The sequence below is a fragment of the Burkholderia sp. BCC0398 genome, assembly GCF_902833245.1.
GTDB classification, from domain to species: domain Bacteria; phylum Pseudomonadota; class Gammaproteobacteria; order Burkholderiales; family Burkholderiaceae; genus Burkholderia; species Burkholderia sola.
On record NZ_CADFEM010000020.1, the window covers coordinates 17,402 to 35,622 of the forward strand.

Annotated in this window: 16 protein-coding genes; 12 read left to right on the forward strand and 4 right to left on the reverse strand. The window is 68.1% G+C overall.

What is annotated here, in order from left to right; all coding sequences use genetic code 11:
• Nucleotides 1-7: 7 nt before the first annotated feature.
• A complete protein-coding gene (locus tag HWX76_RS32100; RefSeq protein ID WP_244138049.1) occupies nt 8-1,273 on the reverse strand; it encodes a condensation domain-containing protein in 1,266 nt (421 codons plus the stop codon).
• Between the two features lie 252 nt (nt 1,274-1,525).
• On the opposite strand from HWX76_RS32100, the gene HWX76_RS32105 reads away from it, so the two are divergent.
• From HWX76_RS32105 to HWX76_RS32120, 4 genes are all read left to right on the forward strand, one after another.
• Nucleotides 1,526-1,942, forward strand: coding sequence for an organic hydroperoxide resistance protein (locus tag HWX76_RS32105; RefSeq protein WP_124554201.1), 417 nt, complete (start codon nt 1,526-1,528; stop codon nt 1,940-1,942).
• A gap of 216 nt (nt 1,943-2,158) precedes the next feature.
• Nucleotides 2,159-2,707 carry an RNA polymerase sigma factor gene (locus HWX76_RS32110; protein ID WP_176016872.1) on the forward strand — a complete coding sequence of 183 codons (549 nt, stop codon included), beginning with the start codon at nt 2,159-2,161 and terminating at the stop codon, nt 2,705-2,707.
• Nucleotides 2,708-2,727: 20 nt separating this feature from the next.
• A complete protein-coding gene (locus tag HWX76_RS32115; RefSeq protein WP_235356117.1) occupies nt 2,728-3,570 on the forward strand; it encodes an anti-sigma factor in 843 nt (280 codons plus the stop codon).
• Nucleotides 3,571-3,780: 210 nt separating this feature from the next.
• Nucleotides 3,781-5,244 carry a catalase gene (locus tag HWX76_RS32120; protein ID WP_050010950.1) on the forward strand — a complete coding sequence of 488 codons (1,464 nt, stop codon included), beginning with the start codon at nt 3,781-3,783 and terminating at the stop codon, nt 5,242-5,244.
• 169 nt (nt 5,245-5,413) lie between these two features.
• Here the strand turns inward: HWX76_RS32120 and HWX76_RS32125 are convergent, their stop codons facing one another.
• Nucleotides 5,414-6,319: a ketopantoate reductase family protein gene (locus HWX76_RS32125; protein WP_050010951.1), complete on the reverse strand. Its 906-nt coding sequence runs from the start codon at nt 6,317-6,319 to the stop codon at nt 5,414-5,416.
• Between the two features lie 308 nt (nt 6,320-6,627).
• Between HWX76_RS32125 and HWX76_RS32130 the strand changes: the two genes are divergently transcribed.
• From HWX76_RS32130 to HWX76_RS32140, 3 genes are all read left to right on the forward strand, one after another.
• Nucleotides 6,628-7,920: an MFS transporter gene (locus HWX76_RS32130; RefSeq protein WP_124630280.1), complete on the forward strand. Its 1,293-nt coding sequence runs from the start codon at nt 6,628-6,630 to the stop codon at nt 7,918-7,920.
• A 144-nt stretch (nt 7,921-8,064) separates the two neighbouring features.
• Nucleotides 8,065-8,982 (forward strand): LysR family transcriptional regulator, encoded by a 918-nt coding sequence (locus HWX76_RS32135; protein ID WP_089489325.1) that lies wholly within the window; start codon nt 8,065-8,067, stop codon nt 8,980-8,982.
• Between the two features lie 122 nt (nt 8,983-9,104).
• Nucleotides 9,105-9,854, forward strand: a complete 750-nt coding sequence (locus HWX76_RS32140; RefSeq protein ID WP_050010954.1) for an SDR family oxidoreductase — start codon at nt 9,105-9,107, stop codon at nt 9,852-9,854.
• Between the two features lie 45 nt (nt 9,855-9,899).
• Here HWX76_RS32140 and HWX76_RS32145 read toward each other — a convergent pair whose 3' ends face one another.
• Nucleotides 9,900-11,537 (reverse strand): glycoside hydrolase family 32 protein, encoded by a 1,638-nt coding sequence (locus HWX76_RS32145; protein WP_050010955.1) that lies wholly within the window; start codon nt 11,535-11,537, stop codon nt 9,900-9,902.
• A gap of 177 nt (nt 11,538-11,714) precedes the next feature.
• Complete coding sequence (locus HWX76_RS32150; RefSeq protein ID WP_176016873.1) at nt 11,715-13,298, reverse strand: glycoside hydrolase family 68 protein; 1,584 nt, start codon at nt 13,296-13,298, stop codon at nt 11,715-11,717.
• Between the two features lie 187 nt (nt 13,299-13,485).
• On the opposite strand from HWX76_RS32150, the gene HWX76_RS32155 reads away from it, so the two are divergent.
• The 5 genes from HWX76_RS32155 to HWX76_RS32175 all read left to right on the forward strand — a co-directional run bounded on the left by HWX76_RS32155 (nt 13,486) and on the right by HWX76_RS32175 (nt 18,206).
• On the forward strand, nt 13,486-14,514 hold the full coding sequence (locus HWX76_RS32155) for a substrate-binding domain-containing protein (protein WP_176016874.1): 1,029 nt from the start codon (nt 13,486-13,488) through the stop codon (nt 14,512-14,514).
• A 374-nt stretch (nt 14,515-14,888) separates the two neighbouring features.
• The gene (locus HWX76_RS32160; protein WP_089489327.1) at nt 14,889-15,575 is read left to right on the forward strand and encodes a type 1 glutamine amidotransferase domain-containing protein; all 687 of its coding nucleotides are present in this window, start codon (nt 14,889-14,891) and stop codon (nt 15,573-15,575) included.
• Between the two features lie 138 nt (nt 15,576-15,713).
• The gene (locus HWX76_RS32165; RefSeq protein ID WP_050010959.1) at nt 15,714-16,823 is read left to right on the forward strand and encodes an NADH:flavin oxidoreductase/NADH oxidase; all 1,110 of its coding nucleotides are present in this window, start codon (nt 15,714-15,716) and stop codon (nt 16,821-16,823) included.
• Nucleotides 16,824-16,962: 139 nt separating this feature from the next.
• Complete coding sequence (locus tag HWX76_RS32170) at nt 16,963-18,033, forward strand: AI-2E family transporter (protein ID WP_089489328.1); 1,071 nt, start codon at nt 16,963-16,965, stop codon at nt 18,031-18,033.
• Complete coding sequence (locus HWX76_RS32175) at nt 18,021-18,206, forward strand: hypothetical protein (protein ID WP_176016875.1); 186 nt, start codon at nt 18,021-18,023, stop codon at nt 18,204-18,206. Before HWX76_RS32170 ends, HWX76_RS32175 begins: the two co-directional genes overlap by 13 nt.
• Nucleotides 18,207-18,221: the final 15 nt, after the last annotated feature.

An 18,221-nucleotide genomic window follows, 5' to 3' on the forward strand; every position in this document is an offset into this window, starting at 1 on the left:
CCGCCGTTCAGCCGGCGGCGTGCTCGAGAATCGTGCGGACCTCGCCGAGCAGTCCCGGGATCGCGCGATGGCTCGTATGCACGAGCCGCAGGACGCCGTCGATCGTGCAGGCACCGATGACCTGATCGTCGGCGAATCCGGATGTCACGAACGGACCCCACAGCGCGTCGAGCGATACGCCGTCGTACGTGGCGGCGATGGGTTGATTGCCGAGATTCGACAGCAGGACGTCGAAGGCCAGCACGTTCGACAGGAAGCCGGCCGCGTGTTCGACGCTCGGTCGCGCCGCCATCGCGGTATCCAGCGCCTTCAGCTCCGCCGCGACGCTCGCGCGCGTTTGCGACGGCGCGAGGTCCTGCTTGATCTTGCGGGCCGCTGCCCACAAGTCGACCCCGCGCGGGTGATCGTCGATCGTGACGGTCTGCGTGATGTACACGCCGTTGGCGACACCGGCTTCGCTGGCGAGCGCGCGTACGTCGATCGGCGTGACGGTCCTCAACGCGCGCGCGGCCCAGTCGCTCGACAGGCGCCGGCCCGCTTCATGAACGGCTGCGGCAATCGCGCCATGCACGGTCGTGCACGCTTGCCGGGCGCGCGCGGCGAGGCGGCGCGTGGCTTCGGCTGAAAGCGCGACGGCGTCGATGTGCGGCAGCGCCGTCGTATTCGCACGGAACGGCTTCGGCTCCGGCGCCGGAACGGGCGCGGGCAGGGTGGCCGCGTCGTTCAGGTCGGCCGCGAGCAGCGTCTCGAGCGACTGCACGAGCGGCAGCGGCGCCGCGGGCTTGCCCGTCAGCGTGCGCAGCAGTTCGTCGATCAGATACGCGGCGCCCATGCCGTCGAGTACGGAGTGATGCGCGACCAGGATCAGCGTCGACGTCGATTCGCGCTGCAACAGTGTCGCGCGCACCAGCGGCGCGGTCGCCCAGTCGAAGCGCGTCGCGATTTCGCGGGCCGTTTCGGTTTGCCACGACGTCGCGTGGTGCTCGATCACGTGCAACGGCACCACGGCACCGGGTACCGAATGGAACGCCGAATTGTGCTGCGCGTCGGTGGCGATACAGGTGGACAGCAGCGGATGTCTGCGCTGCAGCGCCTGAAAGGCAGCGTGCCATGCGCTGGGCGCAAAGCGCAGGTCGATCTCCGCGACCATCGCGAAATGCGTCGGCCGATTCTGGTCCAGCAACCAGAACAGATGTTCCGTGCTGCCGAGTGCCCGCACGCGCGTGTGCGCGGGCGCCGGACGATCGTCGATTTCCTGCTGCGGGTTCTGCACCGTTTCACTCCCGAAAGGTTGTCTGCCTCAACAGAACACCGCAGGGCGAAGCGTTATTCCCGCTTCGTTTCGGCAATGGCTTTGCCCGGAGCGGCGGATGTGTTTCTCAATGTGTACGCGTCGCGAATGGATACATGACGTTGCAATAGCCCGGCGTCGGGACACATGACCGATACGTGGGCGCGCTCTAATGCATCCCGGCGACGCAATACGTTCTCCGTTCATTCACCCCCATCCAGCACGGTACCGATCATGAGCCAGCAAACCAAAGTCCTGTACACCGGCAAGACTCGCACCACCGGCGGGCGCGACGGCGCGGCCCGCAGTGCCGACGGTCGCCTCGACGTGAAGCTCGCCGGGCCCGGCTCGGCCGCGCCCGGCACGAATCCCGAGCAACTGCTGGCGGCGGGCTGGTCGGCATGCTTCATCGGTGCGATGGGGCTGGCCGCGCAACGGCTGAAGGTTGCGCTGCCGCGCGATACGCACGTCGATGCGGAAATCGATCTGGCCATGGCCGACGGCGCGTACTTCCTGCAGGCCCGGCTGAACGTCAGCGTGCCGGGCGTCGACGCGGACGTCGCGCAGGCGCTGGTCGATGCCGCGCACCAGACGTGCCCGTATTCGAAGGCGACGCGCGGCAACGTCGACGTGGTCGTCACGGTGATCTGACGCGCATCGCGCGCCACGCCGCCGACGCACGGCCGGCGCCCCGTGATCCGGCCTGTCGGGCGACACGCGACCGCGGATGGAATATCTGCGCCGTCCAGCTGTTTACGTGGGCTGTAGGGGTGTTGCCCGTTCAATTTCGCCTAAACCCATGGATACACATCAGATACGGCCGTTCGTCCGCGTCGGCCGGCTTGCACGTTGCGGAGATCGACGTCGATGACCGCGGCCGAACTGTCCGCCATGCTGCCCGCGATGCTTCCGCGCCTGTGGACGTTCGCGCTGCGCCTCTCCGGCGATCGGCACGACGCGGAGGATCTCGTGCAGTGCGCGTGCGTGCGTGCACTCGAACGCGCGCATCAGTTGCGGCCCGGAACGGCACCGCTCAGCTGGATGTTCTCGATCGTGCAGTCCACCTGGCTCAACGAGCTTCGCGCGCGCAGCGTGCGCCGGCGCTCGAGCATGGACTGGGACGACGACCTGCTCGAAACCATCTCCGATCCCGCCGCGCCGACACTGGAGCAGCAGGCGCTGGATGCGCAGATCGTCAGGGCCGTGCAGCAACTGCCCGAAGCGCAGCGCGCGGTGATGTTGCTGGTGAGCGTGGAAGGACTCAGTTATAGCGAAGCGGCCGACGTGCTCGACGTGCCCATCGGTACGATCATGAGCCGGCTGTCGCGTGCTCGCCAGGCGATCGGTGCGCTGTTCGCCGATCGACACGAACGACCCGTGAAAAGCGCGGCGAACAGTGAGGATCAGGGGGCTTGAAAATGGACGACGTCCTGCTCATGGCATACGTGGACGGAGCGCTCACGTCGCACCAGCGCGCGGAAGTCGACCGGGCGATCCGAACGTCGGTCGAGATCGCGACGCGGGTGGCCTTGCTCGAAGCATCGGTGTTGCCCTATCAGCGCGCGTTTCAGCGTCACCCATGGCTGCCGGTGCCGCAGAGTCTGATCCGGACGGTCGCCGACATCGCGCACGCGCATGCGCCGCCGTCGGCGCGGCCGGTCGGCGGCGGCGATCATCGGCAAATCTCGGGTCCAGCGCAGCCCGGCATACGTGGGCGGCCGTCCACGCCGGTTCGCTCGCGCGTTCGCATGATGGCGCCGTGGCTCGCGGTCGCATTCGTCGCGGGCGCGTTCTGCAGCGCCGCCGTACTGCGCTTCGCGCCGCCACCCGCATCGGTGGTCGCGCAGGCGCGGATGTCGCCGTGGATCATGGCGGCCGTCAATTATCAGCGGCTCTATACGCGCGACACCGTTGCATTCGATTCGGCGAACTTCGCGGCCGCCGCGCAGACGATCGACACGATTCGCCGGGACGACGGACTGGGGATTCGGATTCCGGACCTGCGCTCGGCCGGGCTGACGTTCAAGCGCATCCAGCGCCTGAATTTCAATCGCAAACCACTGGTGCAGATCGTCTATCTGCCCGACCAAGGCGCGCCCGTCGCGCTATGCGTGATGAAGGACGAGCGGCCGGACACCGTGCCCGACCGTCAGCAGGTCGGCAACATGGACGTCGTGACGTGGCGGCGCTCGGGAGTCGCGTATGCGCTGATCGCCGCCCCCGGCGACGCGGACCTCGGCGCGCTCGGCGACCGGATCGCCGACAGCGAACCATCGTGACGGCCGGCGCGACGCGCGTGGTGCAACCGGCTGCCGACGGAGCCCGGTACAAACCGATACAAACCGGACAAACGCCGGATACGTCGTCCATTTCCAATCTATCCGTGGACGGCCTGACGGATGGCCGTCTGCACGACGCGCGATGCCCGCACCGACGGCGGATCGCGCGACCCATGAACTGAAATCACATACCGTTGGGGGAACCAGGACATGTCAGAGGATTCGATTCCGCGCGAAATTGCCCATGCGAACGGCGCGCCGGTCAGCAACAACGTCAACATCCAGACGGCCGGCGCGCGCGGTCCCGCGCTGCTGCAGGACGTGTGGCTGATCGAAAAGCTCGCGCATTTCGATCGCGAGGTGATCCCGGAGCGCCGCATGCATGCGAAGGGCGCCGGCGCATACGGGACCTTCACCGTGACGCACGACATTTCGCGGTACACGAAGGCGAAGCTCTTCTCCGAAATCGGCAAGCAGACGCCGATGTTCGTGCGCTTCTCGACGGTGGCCGGCGAGCGCGGCGCGGCCGATGCGGAGCGCGACATCCGCGGCTTCGCGCTGAAGTTCTATACCGAGGAAGGGAACTGGGATCTGGTCGGCAACAATACGCCGGTGTTCTTCTTTCGCGATCCATTGCGCTTTCCCGACCTCAATCATGCGGTCAAGCGCGACCCGCGCACCGGCATGCGCAGCGCGGAAAACAACTGGGATTTCTGGTCGCTGCTGCCCGAGGCGCTGCACCAGGTGACGATCGTCATGAGCGAGCGCGGCATTCCGCGATCGTACCGGCACATGCACGGGTTCGGCAGCCATACGTACAGCATGATCAATGCGCAGAACGAGCGGACCTGGGTGAAGTTCCATTACCGCTCGCAACAGGGCATCGAGAACCTGACCGACGCGCAGGCGCAAGCGCTGATCGCCCGGGACCGCGAAACCCATCAGCGTGACCTGTTCGACAGCATCGAGGCCGGCAATTTTCCGCGCTGGACGCTGTACATTCAGGTGATGACCGACGCGCAGGCGAAAGCGTTTCGGTTCAACCCGTTCGATCTCACGAAGGTCTGGCCGAAGGCTGAATTTCCGCTGATCGAAGTCGGCGAATTCGAGCTCAACCGCAATCCCGACAATTTCTTCGCCGAGACGGAGCAGGCCGCGTTTTCGCCGGCGAACGTCGTGCCGGGCATCGGCTACTCGCCGGACCGGATGTTGCAGGCGCGCCTGTTTTCCTACGGCGATGCGCAGCGATATCGGCTGGGCGTCAACTTCGCCCAGATCCCGGTGAACGCGCCGCAGTGCCCGTTCCACAGTTATCACCGCGATGGTGCGATGCGCACCGACGGCAATCTCGGCGCGGCGCCGTCGTACTGGCCCAACAGCAAGGGCGCGTGGTCGGACCGGCCGCAGCTCGACGAACCGCCGCTCGAGCTGAACGGCGCGGCCGCGCATTGGGATCATCGCGTCGACGATGATCACTATCAGCAGCCGGGCGACCTGTTCCGGCTGATGGATGCGCGGCAACGCCAGTGCCTGTTCGATACCACCGCACGGCAGCTTGCCGGCGTGTCGGCGGACATCCGGCAGCGCCACATCGACAACTGCTCGCGGGCCGACCCGGCCTATGGCGCGGGGATCGCCGCGGCGCTCGCTCGACTGGCTGGCGAACGCGAATAGCGGCGGGGATCGGCGCTGCGCGTTCGGCCGCGGCCGGCGCGCGGCAGCGCGGCTGGCGGGCCGGTTCGACGCCCCGACAGCCGACGTCATGTCGCCGGTGGGCGCGCCGGCCGCGCGGCGCCGCTCGACCCGCCGCGGCGGTCGGCGACGCACGCGCGAGCGCCGCCCGTCACGAACGCGCGGCCGTCTTTGCTTCCAGCATCTTCACGAGCAGATGGAGCGTCCGATTGACCGGCGTGTCGATGCCTGCCGCGCGCCCGCGCCGCACGACCGCGCCGTTCAGGTGATCGATCTCGCCGGGTCTGCCGCGCGCCAGATCCTGCGCCGTCGACGAATACTGGCCGGGCGGAATCGTCGCTTCGATGCGCTCGACGATCGCGGCCGGCCCGTCGGCGAAATGGATGCCTTCGGCCGCCGCGACCGCGATGCACTCGGCGACGGCCGCACGCATCGTTTCGCGCAACGCATCGCGATGCGACATCTCGCCCAAGGGCAACTGGACGATCGCGGAAATCGCGTTGTACGCGCAATTGAGGATGAACTTGTGCCAGAGCGCCGCGCGCACGTCGTCGGCGATCCGGGTCGGAATGGCCGCTGTCCGCAGCACCTGCGCCAGCCGTTCGCTCGACGGCGACGCTTCGATCGCGAGATCGCCGCGGCCATGGTGCAGCAGATGCCCTGGGCCCGCCATCTCGCTGGCGACATAGACCGCCGCGCAAATGACCGGGCCGGCGATCTCCGCGCGCAGCACGGCCGCGTTGTCGACGCCGTTCTGCAGACTGACCACGAGCGCTTGCGGCGCCAGCACGCGGCTCAACGTGCGCGCGGCTTGCGCGGTATCGCCGGACTTCACGCACACGAACACCACGTCGGCCGATGCCGCGGCGTCGATATCGGTCGACGCGTCGGCCGGCACGCGACGGTCGAACGTGCGCGTCTGGACGCGCAGACCCCGGTCGCGAATCGCGTCGACGTGCAACGGACGGCCAATGAAAACCACCTCGTGGCCGTGCAGCGCCAGCATGCCGCCGAAGTAGCAGCCGACCGCGCCGGCGCCCAGAACCGCAAAACGCATGATTGCTCCAGGAGAAGGCGTGAACGTGTCACGCACGGGCGAGGCGCGCGCAAGCGGCAGGCTCGTGCGCCCTCCATCCTCATGGAACACGCGACGGCGGCCGTTTATTCCCGGCGTCGCACCGGATTCGCGACACGGCGTGCCGACATTGCTCCGCCTGCAGTCCAAATGGAGGTTGCCGAGCGCGGCCTTGAACAGTCGCCGCGGAAAATCGACGCGCAATGGAATGACATGGGGTGCCCGGGTGTTGTCCATCCGTAGCGCGTCATCGGGTTGGCGCGCGGTTCCCGATTCCTGACTTTTTCGAGATGAACTTTCCAGACTCGCTTCAGATTCCGGCTGTATCCCATCGCCCGCTGACCGGCCGCGATCACCGGACGCTCGCGCTCGCCGCGCTCGGTGGCGCGCTCGAATTTTACGATTTCGTGATTTACGTGTTTTTCGCGACGGTCATCGGTCAATTGTTCTTTCCGCCATCGATTCCCGACTGGCTGCGGCAGTTGCAGACGTTCGGCATTTTCGCGGCGGGTTATCTCGCGCGCCCGCTCGGCGGCGTGGTGCTCGCGCATTTCGGCGATCTCGTCGGCCGCAAACGCATGTTCACGTTGAGCGTGATGATGATGGCGCTGCCGACGTTGGCGATGGGGCTGCTGCCGACCTATGCGTCCATCGGCATTGCCGCGCCCGTGCTGCTGCTCCTGTGCCGGTTGTTGCAAGGGGCGGCGGTAGGCGGCGAGGTGCCGGGCGCGTGGGTGTTCGTGGCCGAACACGTGCCGCCGCGCCATGTCGGCTATGCGTGCGGCCTGCTGACCGGCGGCCTGACGCTCGGCATCCTGCTTGGCTCGCTGATCGCGTCGACGATCAATCGTCATTATTCGCCGGCGGAGATCGGCGCGTATGCGTGGCGACTGCCTTTCGTCGTCGGCGGCCTGTTCGGGATCGTGTCGGCGTTGCTGCGACGCTGGCTCGACGAGACGCCCGTATTCGTCGAAATGAAGCGGAGCCGGTCGCTGACCCGCGAAGTGCCGCTGAAAGCCGTGCTGCGCGATCACGGGCGAGCCGTGCTGGTATCGATGATCCTCACGTGGACGCTCACCGCCGCGATCGTCGTCGTGATCCTGATGACGCCGACCCTCGTCGCCAGGCAATTTCACATCGCGCCCGCGCTTGCGTTGCAGGCCAATTCGGCCGCGACGTTCTGCCTGACGATCGGATGCATCGTCGCCGGTTCGATCGCGGGACGGTTCGGCACCGGCCGCACGATCTTCGTCGGCTGCCTGATGCTCGGTGCGTCGTACTGGCTGATGGCGTCGCGACTCGCCGTCGATCCGTCGCTGCTGTTGCCGCTTTACGCGCTATGCGGCTTCTGCGTCGGGGCGGTCGCGGCGATTCCGGTCGCGATGGTCCACGCGTTTCCGGCGGCCGTGCGCTTTTCCGGGATCTCGTTCTCGTACAACGTCGCCTATGCGGTGTTCGGCGGTCTCACGCCGGTGTTCGTCTCGGTACTGCTGAAGTCGCATCCGCACGCGCCGGAACTGTACGTGGGCGCGCTGTGCGTGGCGGGTGCGCTGACGGGCATCATGCTGCGGCCTGCACGGTAAGCGGTGCGCTGAAGCCATAGGGACAGGGAGATCCGGCGGTGACGACCGTTCGCGGCAAGCGGGCGGCGCAGCCGCGATCGCCCGATTGGACCGCGGCGCGCCAGTACCTTACGATCCACGACATCCTCACCGTGGAGCGACCTCATGCTGTCCGAAGACGAACTGGCGCTGCTCGACGCGATCCGCGCCACCGGCAGCCTGTCGCGGGCCGCCGCGCAGCTCGGCAAGGCGCCGTCGACGGTGTCGCACGCGGCGCGCCAGCTCGAAACGCGCTTCGACGCGCTGCTGTTCGACCGCCGCGGCTACCGGCTGCAGCTCACGCCGGCCGGACAATTGCTGGCCGACGAGGCGGCGCGGCTGGCGCTCGACGTCGCCCGGCTGACGCAGCGCGTGCGGCAGGTCGCGAGCGGCTGGGAGGACCGGCTGTGGATCGTCAGCGACGAGGTGCTGGAGTTCGATACGCTGCTGCCGGTCGTCCGCGCGTTCGATGCGCTCGATTCGGGCGTGTCGCTGCGCTTCACGCACGAGGTGCTCGGCGGCACCTGGGAAGCGTTGCGCGACGGCCGCGCGGATCTGGTCGTCGGCGCGACGAACGAGCCGCCGGCGATTCCGGGCCTCAAGTGGTTCGAACTCGGCGCGATGGAGTGGGTGTTCGCGGTGTCGCCGCGCCATCCGCTGGCGTCCGTGGGCGGGGTGCTGACGCGCGACGCGATCGGTGCGCACCGATCGGTCGTCGTCGCCGATTCGTCGCGGCGCGCGGCCGGCCGCGCGTACGGGCTGCTCGGCGGGCAGGCGGTGCTCGCGGTGCCGTCGATGCGCGCGAAGATCCTCGCGCAGCGCGATGCGCTCGGCGTCGGCTGGGTGCCGCGCCGGCGCGTCGCGTCGCTGCTCGCGCGCGGCGAACTGGTCGAGAAGCAGACAGCCGACCCGCGGGAGCCGAACCTGCTGTATGTCGCATGGCACGACGACCGCGACGGCCGCGCGCTGCAATGGTGGCTGGAGCAATTGCGCGAGCCGCGGCTCGCGCAGCGGCTGCTCGACGGGATCGACGTCGTCGGCTGAACCTGCTCGCGCCAACATGTTCGACGTTTTCGAACATGTTCGTCGCGCCGGTCGTACGGCAAGGCCCGGCGCCGCGCGCATCCTGTGTTCACGGTCAACTCACCGGTTCACAGGAGAACATCATGCAACGCTTCGAAGGAAAGACGGTCCTCGTCACGGGCGGCAACAGCGGCATCGGCCTGGCGGCCGCCCGCGCATTCGCGGCCGAAGGCGCGCGGGTCATCATCACCGGGCGCGACGCCGACACGCTGGAAGCGGCCCGCCAAACGCTCGGCGAAGGCGCGCTCGCGATTCGCAACGAAGCCGGCAGCGTCGCGTCGGCCCGCGCGCTGGCCGACGCGCTCGCCGCCGCCGGCGTGCGGCTCGACGCCGTGTTCGTCAACGCGGGCGTCGCGAAACTCGCGCCGTTCGCCGACAGCGACGAAGCGATGTGGGATCTCGTGTTCGACACCAACGTGAAGGGCGCGTATTTCCAGATCCAGTCGCTGGTGCCGCTGCTGAACCGCGGTGCATCGATCGTGATCAACGGCTCGATCAACGCGCACATCGGGATGCCCGGCTCGTCGGTGTACGCGGCCAGCAAGGCGGCCGTCAATTCGTTCGCGAAGACGCTGTCGACGGAACTGCTGCCGCACGGCGTGCGCGTGAACGTGGTGAGCCCCGGGCCGGTGCAGACGCCGCTGTACGGCAAGCTCGGGCTCGATGCGGCGACGCTCGACGCGACGGCCGACAAGATCAAGGGCCTCGTGCCGATCGGCCGGTTCGGCACGCCGGACGAAATCGCGTCGACGGTGCTGCACCTGAGCGCGCCGGAATCCGCGTTCATCGTCGGCGCGGAAATCATCGCGTCGGGCGGGATGGGGTTGCTCTGAGCGGTGAGGCGGGCGGGGACCGTAACCGGCCCCCGTCACCTGCACCTATCGGGACGCACAGGCGCCGCGTGTATCGTCGCCGGTTCCCAGTTGCGTCACCGTCAACCCCGAAAACGTCGCGCGGCCCTGTTCGGCAAACACGGCCACGCGATCCGCGTCGAGCGGCGGAAAGACCAGGTCCGTCAGCGCGACGCGGCCGCCGTTCGCGAACACTTCGACCGAGCCGCGATCGACGACGATGTCGAGCCGCAGTTGCCCGCGTTCGAGCGGCAGATCGACGATATGCTCGCGGCTGAACGTGCCGGCGAAATTCGCTTCGCCGGATCGCGAGCGGTCGAGCGTCAGCGTGCGCTTCGCGGTGTCGTACACGATCCGGGTGCCGATCGACCCGTCGGCCGAACGCCGCACGATCAGCCCCGCGCGCGCGGCACGCTGCGGCGAGAGCGTCACCGTGATGCGCTGGACGATGCCGCGTGTGGCGGCCGACAGCGGGCGGGTAGCGGAGTCGACCGTGACGTCGCCTTCATGCACGGCCGGCCGGCCGTCGGCCCATGCGTCGAACGCGGCGGCCGGCGCGACGATCAGGGTCGGCTCGCCGTCGATCGCCTTCAGCGACAGTTCGCGCGGCAGCGTGGTCGCGCCACGCCACGGGGTGGTCGGCACTTTTGCCGCGTAATCCCAGTTGCTCATCCAGGCGATCGCGACCGGCCGGGCGCCGGGTGCGCCGGAGAACGTGCCGGCCGCGTAGAAGTCGGCGCCGTGATCGACCCAGCGGAAGTGCGCGGGATCGGAGCCGGCGGGCGCGACGCGGTCCGGCGTGAACGTGCGGCCGTCGAAATCGCCGACGAAATACATGGCCCCGGAGCCGCCCGCGATCGACCACGGATTCACGTTGACGATCATTACCCATTTGATTCGCTTCGGATCGCCGTCGAGCGGTAGCGGTATGAGGTCCGGCATTTCCCACAGCGCGCCCGCATGCGGCACGTCCGGCAGCGTGAAGTCGCTGAGGAACGACCAGTGGATCAGGTCGTCGGAACGATAGAGCTTCACGACGTGCGCATCGGCGACGACCGTCGTCATCAACCAGTAGCCGCCCGCCGCATACCACGACACTTTCGGGTCGCGAAATTGCTTCGATTCCGGATCGAGCGTCAGCACCGGGTTGTGCGCATACGGCTGCCAGGTCGTGCCCTGGTCGAGGCTGTACGCGAGCGACTGCGCCTGTATGCCCGGTGCGTGACCCGAGCCGGGCTTGTAGACGCTCGTATAGAGCGCGACGAGCGGCGTGTGGCCCGGTGTGCCGAGACCGGACGTGTTCAGCGTATCGGCGACGATCGAGCCGGAGAAGATTTCCTCGGTGGCGTTCGCGCGCATCGCGACCGGCTGCTCGCGCCAGTGGACGAGGTCGGTGCTGGTTGCGTGGCCCCACGACATGTTGCCCCAGTCGTTGCCGAGCGGGTTGTACTGATAGAACAGGTGATAGCGGCCGTTCGCGTAGACGAGCCCGTTCGGGTCGTTCATCCAGTTGCGCTGCGGCGTGTAGTGGAGGGCGGGCCGCCACTGCGGCGTGCCGTTGTCGGCCGGCGTATGGCAGGACGCGGCGACGGCCTGCGTGGACGCCATGCAGACGAGCAGCAGCCGGATGAGGCGGACGGAAAAGCGGAAAGACGTCGATTTCATGCGGTGCCGGAGGCGCTTCGTCGGACGAAGCGGGAAAGGAGGGCGCAGGCCGCCTGCAACGGCGGCATGCGCAACGGTCAAAAGAAAGTCGAAAAAAAGCGGAGGCGCGCACGCGGCACGCGCGATACGCGACTCCTGAACCTCGTGCCTTTGTCGACGATGGTTATTTTCGGTTGCTTAATTGGCTTGGCCGTTCCCGTCGTTGTGGCCGGCCCCCGTCGCCGGCAGGTTCGACGGGATGTCGCCGTAGCCGCCGAGGCCGCCGCGTCCATACGTGCGGTCGACCGCCGTCGACGTGCCGTTGATGTTCACCTTCACCGTCGGCGCGAGCGTGCCGCCGCGGCGCGGGCCGATCGCGTCGATGAACGACTCGACGAGCCCGCCCGGCATCACGTAGTGCGAATACGACTGGAATTCGCGCGGGTTCTGGTTCGGGTCCTGCGCATACGGTGCGCCGGCCGGTGCGGAGAAGTCGGTCGGGTTGCCCAGCACGAGGCCGCTGCCGCCGTTCAGCGGCAGGTAATCGCTGCGGATGCCGTTGCCGACGAAGCCGTACACGCCGTCCGGGCCGTCGACGCCGGCCGCCATCGTCGTGCGGTGGCTGATCGTGAACAGGTAGTACTTGCCGTCCTTCAGGTAGATCTGCGGGCGCTCGGTCTGGTCGTCGACGCAGTTCGCCGACAGGATCGGCGGCAGGAACTTCCACTCGGTCAGTTGCGGGTTCGTCGCGACCGCGAGGCCGACGTTGGCCTTTTGATACACTGCGCCCGAATTCATCACCGCGTTGAGATCTTCGCGGTTCGGATCGTTCGGCGCATAGCCGAGATCGGCCTCGGTGCAGGTGCGTGCGCCGCGCGGGCCGCCGGTGTTGCCTTCGAACACCATGTAGGTCTTGCCCGGATGCGCGGGGTCGGTGAACACGAACGGATCGCGGAACGAGAAGTAGGTGTTCTGCTGGCCGGTCTGGTAGTAGTTGCCGTCCGGCTGCAGCAGCGCCTTGTGATCGCCGAAGCCGGTGAACCACACATGCTTGTCGTCGGCGTGGATGTTGCCGTCGGCGCGCGTGATGATCGCCTGCGGCGGCGTGATGTCGGCGCCGCCGGGGGCCGAGCGGTTGAACGACGTCGCGGTGTAGTACAGGCTGACGTTGCTGCCGTTCGTGAGGCGCGCGGAGCCCGACCATTCGGCGTTGTTGGTCATCGGCGCGGTGCCGAACACCCGGGCGCTCGCGCCGTCCGGGAACAGGTGGCCACCCCAGGTCCAGCCGCCGTTCGCGGGGCGTTGCGACGCGGGGATGCCGGCGCGGCGATAGAAGAAGCCGATGCGGGCGTGGACGTGACGGTCGTCGAACGTGTAGCCCGCGTGCGGATCGGCGGTGAGCGAGAAGATCACCTCCCAGCCCTTGTAGCTGAGCTGGTTCGCACGCAGGTCGGCCAGCGGCCACGTGTCCCACACCCACACGTTCGAGTTGATCAGCGGGAAGTCCTGCGGGATGTCCGGCATCGTCAGCGCTTGCGGCAGCGAGTTCTTGTCGGCGCCGGCGGTGTGCGACTGGGCGACGATCTGGCGGATGTCCGCGCGCGTCCAGCGCATCGTGAAGTTGCCTTCGGGATCGTAGGCTTGCTGCGTATGGGGCGTGGGCACGGGCGCGCCCGTGCCGCCGGACTGCGCGTCCGCGACGGACGCGAAGGCGGCGAGTGCGCCGCCAGCGAGCAGCAAACGTTTGGCCGCGATCGGGCGGAAAAGGGGAAAGTATGTCATCTCGTCGTTGTTTCCTTGGCAGGTGAAAATGAACGGCTGAGTGGGCATCGATGTCCAAACCGGTTTGGATGCTATTTCAAACCGGTTTGGAACGCAAAAGATATTTATTTGACGGTAATGATTACTCAATGGAAATAATTACCCGGTCGGCGCATCCCGGACCTCGGGCGGCCGGGCGGATCGGCGAATGCGAGGAATGACGGTGAAGGTGAATCTGAAGGCGCTGTCGGACGCGCTGGGTCTGTCGCGGACGACGGTCAGCCGCGCGTTGAACGGTTACGACGACGTCAGCGAGGCGACGCGCGAGCGCGTGGCGAAGGCCGCGCGCGAAATGGGCTACGTGGCCGATCCGACCGCGCGCCGGCTGGCGACCGGCCGGGCCGACATGATCGGCATCGTCTATCCGTTCGGCGCCGGCGATCTCGGCGATCCGCGTTTCGGCGAGGTCGTCGCGGGCATCACCGAGCGGCTCGCCGAGCGCAATCTCGATTTCATCATCGCGTCGGCGCGACCGAACGCGGAACTGGACACCTATCGGCGGATCGTCGACGGCAAGCTCGTCGACGGGCTGATCGTCGCGCGCACGCAGGTGGACGATCCGCGTCTCGCGTACCTGCAAGCGAGCGCGTTTCCGTATGTCGCGTACGGTCGCACGCAGGCGGCCGGCCCGTATGCGTGGTTCGACTTCGACAACGAGGCGGGCGCGCGCGACGCGGCGCGCCGGCTGATCGGCTTCGGGCATCGGCGCATCGCGATGATCAGCGCGCCGCTGACGCTGAATTTCGCCGCGCAGCGGCGCGCCGGTTATCTGTCTGCATTGCGCGAAGCCGGTATCCAGGCCGATCCGGCGCTGCTCGTCGAGTGCGCGTTTACGCACGACGGCGGCCAGCAGGCGGCGCGGGCGCTGCTTGAGCGCGCCGAGCCGCCGACCGCGCTGCTGGTCGACAACAACATCGCGGGCGGCGGCGCGTTTCGCGCGCTGGTCGACAGCGGGCTGCGCCTGGGCGCCGATATGTCGCTGATCGTCTACGACGGCGTGCCGCCCGATATCGCGCACCCGTATCGTGTCACGGCGGTCGTGCAGCCGACCGGGCACACCTCGGGCCGCGCGCTGGCGGAGCTGATGCTGCGGCTGCTGGACGACGGCGTGCGCGATCACCGGCTCGAAGCGCCAGTCATCGAAGCGGGGGACACGGACGGGCCTGTGCGCGGGTAGCCGTCGGGAGCCGGCGCGGCTGCAGCGGCCGGCTGCTGCGGGCAAACGGCGAAGGGCGGCGACGGCGATGCCGGACTCCGCCCCCCGTCGAAAAGGCCATGACGACGGCAGGGGCGAATACGCGTTCCTCTAGACGACCGGTCTAATTCGAGGCTATCATCCGTCCTTGTGAATGCGGCGACGTCCCCGGCAGCTTCATGTCGCGAGACGCCGTCGTTTTATTTCGGCTACTTCTAGACGACTGGTCTAATAGGTGTATATCGCATGCGGATGAATGAATCGCACGTTGCCGCGCGCGGGCGGACTAACCATCAGGCGCGCCGCGCCGACGTGCGGCTCCGTTCCCCCGTTCATTTTCGAAGGAGTGTCCGATCATGAAGATTCTGGTTGTCCTGACCTCGCACGACACGCTCGGCGACACCGGCAAGAAAACCGGCTTCTGGCTCGAGGAACTGGCCGCGCCGTACTACGCGTTCAAGGATGCGGGCGTCGAGCTGACGCTCGCGTCGCCGAAGGGCGGCCAGCCGCCGCTCGACCCGAAGAGCAGCGACCCGACGGCCCAGACCGACGCGACGCGCCGCTTCGACGCCGATGCGGCGGCCCAGGCCGAACTCGCGTCGACGCGCAAGCTGGCCGACGTGTCGGCGGACGACTACGACGCGGTGTTCTACCCGGGCGGCCATGGCCCGCTGTGGGATCTCGCCGAGGATCTGCATTCGATCGGCCTGATCGAGCGCACGCTCGCGGCCGGCAAGCCGGTCGCGGCGGTCTGCCACGCGCCGGGCGTGCTGCGCCATGTGAAGAACCCGCAGACCGGCGAGTCGGTCGTGCGCGGCAAGCGCGCGACGGGTTTCACCAATAGCGAGGAAGCGGCGGTCGAGCTGACCGAAGTCGTGCCGTTCCTCGTCGAGGACATGCTGAAGACCAACGGCGCTGAATTCGAGCGCAGCGCCGACTGGGCGCCGCATGTCGTCACCGACGGGCTGCTGATCACCGGGCAGAACCCGGCGTCGTCGGCGCCCGCGGCCGAGGCGCTGCTCGCGAAGCTCGGCCACCGCTGAACACATGGCGCCGGCCCGGCCGGCGCCGCGTCCTCGCCGTCGCCGGGCGCAGCCGGCCCGCCGACGGCCCGCATCGTTGCGCCGTGCGCCCCGCACGACGCATTCCCCGTTTTGCAGGACCCAATAAAGGAGTCGTGGATGTCTGCCCTGTTCGAACCGTTCAAACTCAAGGATGTCACGCTGCGCAACCGCATCGCGGTGCCGCCGATGTGCCAGTACGTCGCCGAAGACGGCGTCGTCAACGACTGGCATCACGTGCATCTGGCCGGCATCGCGCGCGGCGGCGCGGGCCTCGTGATCGCGGAGGCGACGGCCGTGTCGCCGGAAGGCCGCATCACGCCGGGCTGCGCGGGGTTGTGGAACGACGCGCAGGCCGAAGCCTTCGCGCCGTCGGTCGCGGCGATCAAGGCGGCCGGCGCGGTGCCCGGCATCCAGATCGCGCACGCGGGCCGCAAGGCCAGCGCGAACCGCCCGTGGGAAGGCGACGACCATATCGCCGACGGCGATCCGCGCGGCTGGCAGACCATCGCCCCGTCGGCCGTGCCGTTCGGCGCGCACCTGCCGAAGGTGCCGCGCGAAATGACGCACGACGACATCGCCCGCGTGCAGGCCGATTTCGTCGCGTCCGCGCAGCGTGCGCGCGACCTCGGTTTCGAATGGCTGGAACTGCACTTCGCGCACGGCTATCTCGGCCAGAGCTTCTTCTCGGTGCACTCGAACCGGCGCACCGACGAATACGGCGGTTCGGCCGACAACCGCGGCCGCTTCCTCGTCGACACGCTCGCGGCCGTTCGCAAGGTCTGGCCCGAGCATTTGCCGCTGACCGCGCGCCTCGGCGTGATCGAATACGACGGCCGCGACGAAGAGACGCTCGCCGAGTCGATCGCGCTCACGCAGCGGATGAAGCTCGAAGGGCTCGACATGCTGAGCGTGTCGGTCGGCTTCTCGACGCCCGACGCGCAGATTCCGTGGGGGCCGGCGTTCCTGGCGCCGGTCGCCGAACGCGTGCGCCGCGAGGCCGGCTTGCCGGTGTCGTCCGCATGGGGAATCGATACGCCGCAACTGGCGAACCGCGTGGTGGCGCAGGAACAGCTCGATCTCGTGATGGTCGGCCGCGCGCACCTGGCCGACCCGCACTGGCCGTACTACGCGGCCAAGCAGCTCGGCGTCGAGCGTCCGTCGTGGACGCTGCCCGCGCCGTACGCGCACTGGCTCGAGCGCTACCGGATCGCCGACAAGGTGGCCTGAGCGGCGCGCGTCCGCGCGGCGCCGGGTGGTCCGCGCATCGAGCGCGCGTGCCGCCGATCCGGCGCCGATGGATAGAATGGCGGTTCGTCCGGGCGATTGCCTGGGCGAGCCGCCATTTTTTCATTTCGACAGAGGTGCCATGGGCGCACATGTCCCGTCGTCTTCCGATTCCGCCGCGCGGCCGCGTGCCCAGCAGGTCGCCCGCATCGCGCTGTATGCGGCGCTGCTGGTGCTCGCGCTGTGGGTGATCCGCGACTTCCTTCCCGCCATCGCATGGGCGTGCGTGATCGCCATCGCGATGTGGCCGCTGCTGAAGTGCTTCGAATCGCACCGGCTGTTCCGCAATCGGCCGACGCTGATCGCGACCGTCATCACGGCGGCGATCTCGCTGCTCGTCGTGCTGCCGGTGGCGGTCGCGACGACCCAGGCGATCGCGCAGGCGCACGACCTGCGCGAGTGGCTGCACACGATCCAGGACAACGGCATCCCGCTGCCGGACGTGATCGGCCGGTTGCCGTACGGCGCCGCGCAGATCACCGAATGGTGGCAGGCCAATCTCGGCCATCCGCTGCATGCGGCCACCGCGATGCACGGCGTCAATAGCGAGAAATTCATCGCGTTCGGCCGGCAATTCGGCACGAAGCTCGCGCACGTGCTGCTCGAATTCGGTTTCATGCTCGTCACGCTGTTCGTGATCCTGCGCGCCGGCCACAAGCTGTCGGGCGCGTTGCTGCAGGGCGCGCGACGTGCGTTCGGGCGTAACGGTGCGGAACTGATCGAGCGCATGGTCGCGGCCGTGTACGGCACGGTGACGGGGCTCGTCGTCGTCGGGCTCGGCGAGGGCGCGCTGCTCGGCATCGCCTACGCGCTCGCGGGCGTGCCGCACGCGGCGCTGCTCGGGCTCGTCACGGCCGTCGCCGCGATGCTGCCGTTCTGCGCGCCGGTCGTGTTCTGCGGCGCGGCGCTCTGGCTGTTCGTGCAGGGGGCGACCATGTGGGCCGTCGCGATCGCGGCGCTCGGGTTCATCGTCGTGTTCGTCGCCGAGCATTTCGTGCGGCCGGTGCTGATCGGCGGTTCGACGCGGCTACCGTTCCTGCTCGTGCTGTTCGGCATCCTCGGCGGCGCCGAGACGTTCGGCCTGATCGGGCTGTTCGTCGGCCCCGCGCTGATGACGGTGCTGACGATGCTGTGGGCCGAATGGATCGCCTGATCGCGCATGCCGTTGCACCGGTTCGATACGACGGTGCGGCGGTGCGGATGCGCATGCGCGCGCGCTGGCTGCAACGATTGATGACGATTCAGCCGGCACGAAGGCCCGCAAACGCGGGGATTCGGATAAAGATCTCTACATTTCTTTTCGATCCGGACCCAAAGGTCGCGTAGCATGGGGTTTTCGAT

Coding starts and splice junctions, on each gene's coding strand:
- HWX76_RS32105 (WP_124554201.1), top strand. CDS start 1,526: ATGAGCCAGCAAACCAAAGTCCTGTACACCGGCAAGACTCGCACCACC.
- HWX76_RS32110 (WP_176016872.1), top strand. CDS start 2,159: ATGACCGCGGCCGAACTGTCCGCCATGCTGCCCGCGATGCTTCCGCGC.
- HWX76_RS32115 (WP_235356117.1), top strand. CDS start 2,728: ATGGCATACGTGGACGGAGCGCTCACGTCGCACCAGCGCGCGGAAGTC.
- HWX76_RS32120 (WP_050010950.1), top strand. CDS start 3,781: ATGTCAGAGGATTCGATTCCGCGCGAAATTGCCCATGCGAACGGCGCG.
- HWX76_RS32125 (WP_050010951.1), bottom strand. CDS start 6,319: ATGCGTTTTGCGGTTCTGGGCGCCGGCGCGGTCGGCTGCTACTTCGGC.
- HWX76_RS32130 (WP_124630280.1), top strand. CDS start 6,628: ATGAACTTTCCAGACTCGCTTCAGATTCCGGCTGTATCCCATCGCCCG.
- HWX76_RS32135 (WP_089489325.1), top strand. CDS start 8,065: ATGCTGTCCGAAGACGAACTGGCGCTGCTCGACGCGATCCGCGCCACC.
- HWX76_RS32140 (WP_050010954.1), top strand. CDS start 9,105: ATGCAACGCTTCGAAGGAAAGACGGTCCTCGTCACGGGCGGCAACAGC.
- HWX76_RS32145 (WP_050010955.1), bottom strand. CDS start 11,537: ATGAAATCGACGTCTTTCCGCTTTTCCGTCCGCCTCATCCGGCTGCTG.
- HWX76_RS32150 (WP_176016873.1), bottom strand. CDS start 13,298: ATGACATACTTTCCCCTTTTCCGCCCGATCGCGGCCAAACGTTTGCTG.
- HWX76_RS32155 (WP_176016874.1), top strand. CDS start 13,486: ATGCGAGGAATGACGGTGAAGGTGAATCTGAAGGCGCTGTCGGACGCG.
- HWX76_RS32160 (WP_089489327.1), top strand. CDS start 14,889: ATGAAGATTCTGGTTGTCCTGACCTCGCACGACACGCTCGGCGACACC.
- HWX76_RS32165 (WP_050010959.1), top strand. CDS start 15,714: ATGTCTGCCCTGTTCGAACCGTTCAAACTCAAGGATGTCACGCTGCGC.
- HWX76_RS32170 (WP_089489328.1), top strand. CDS start 16,963: ATGGGCGCACATGTCCCGTCGTCTTCCGATTCCGCCGCGCGGCCGCGT.
- HWX76_RS32175 (WP_176016875.1), top strand. CDS start 18,021: ATGGATCGCCTGATCGCGCATGCCGTTGCACCGGTTCGATACGACGGT.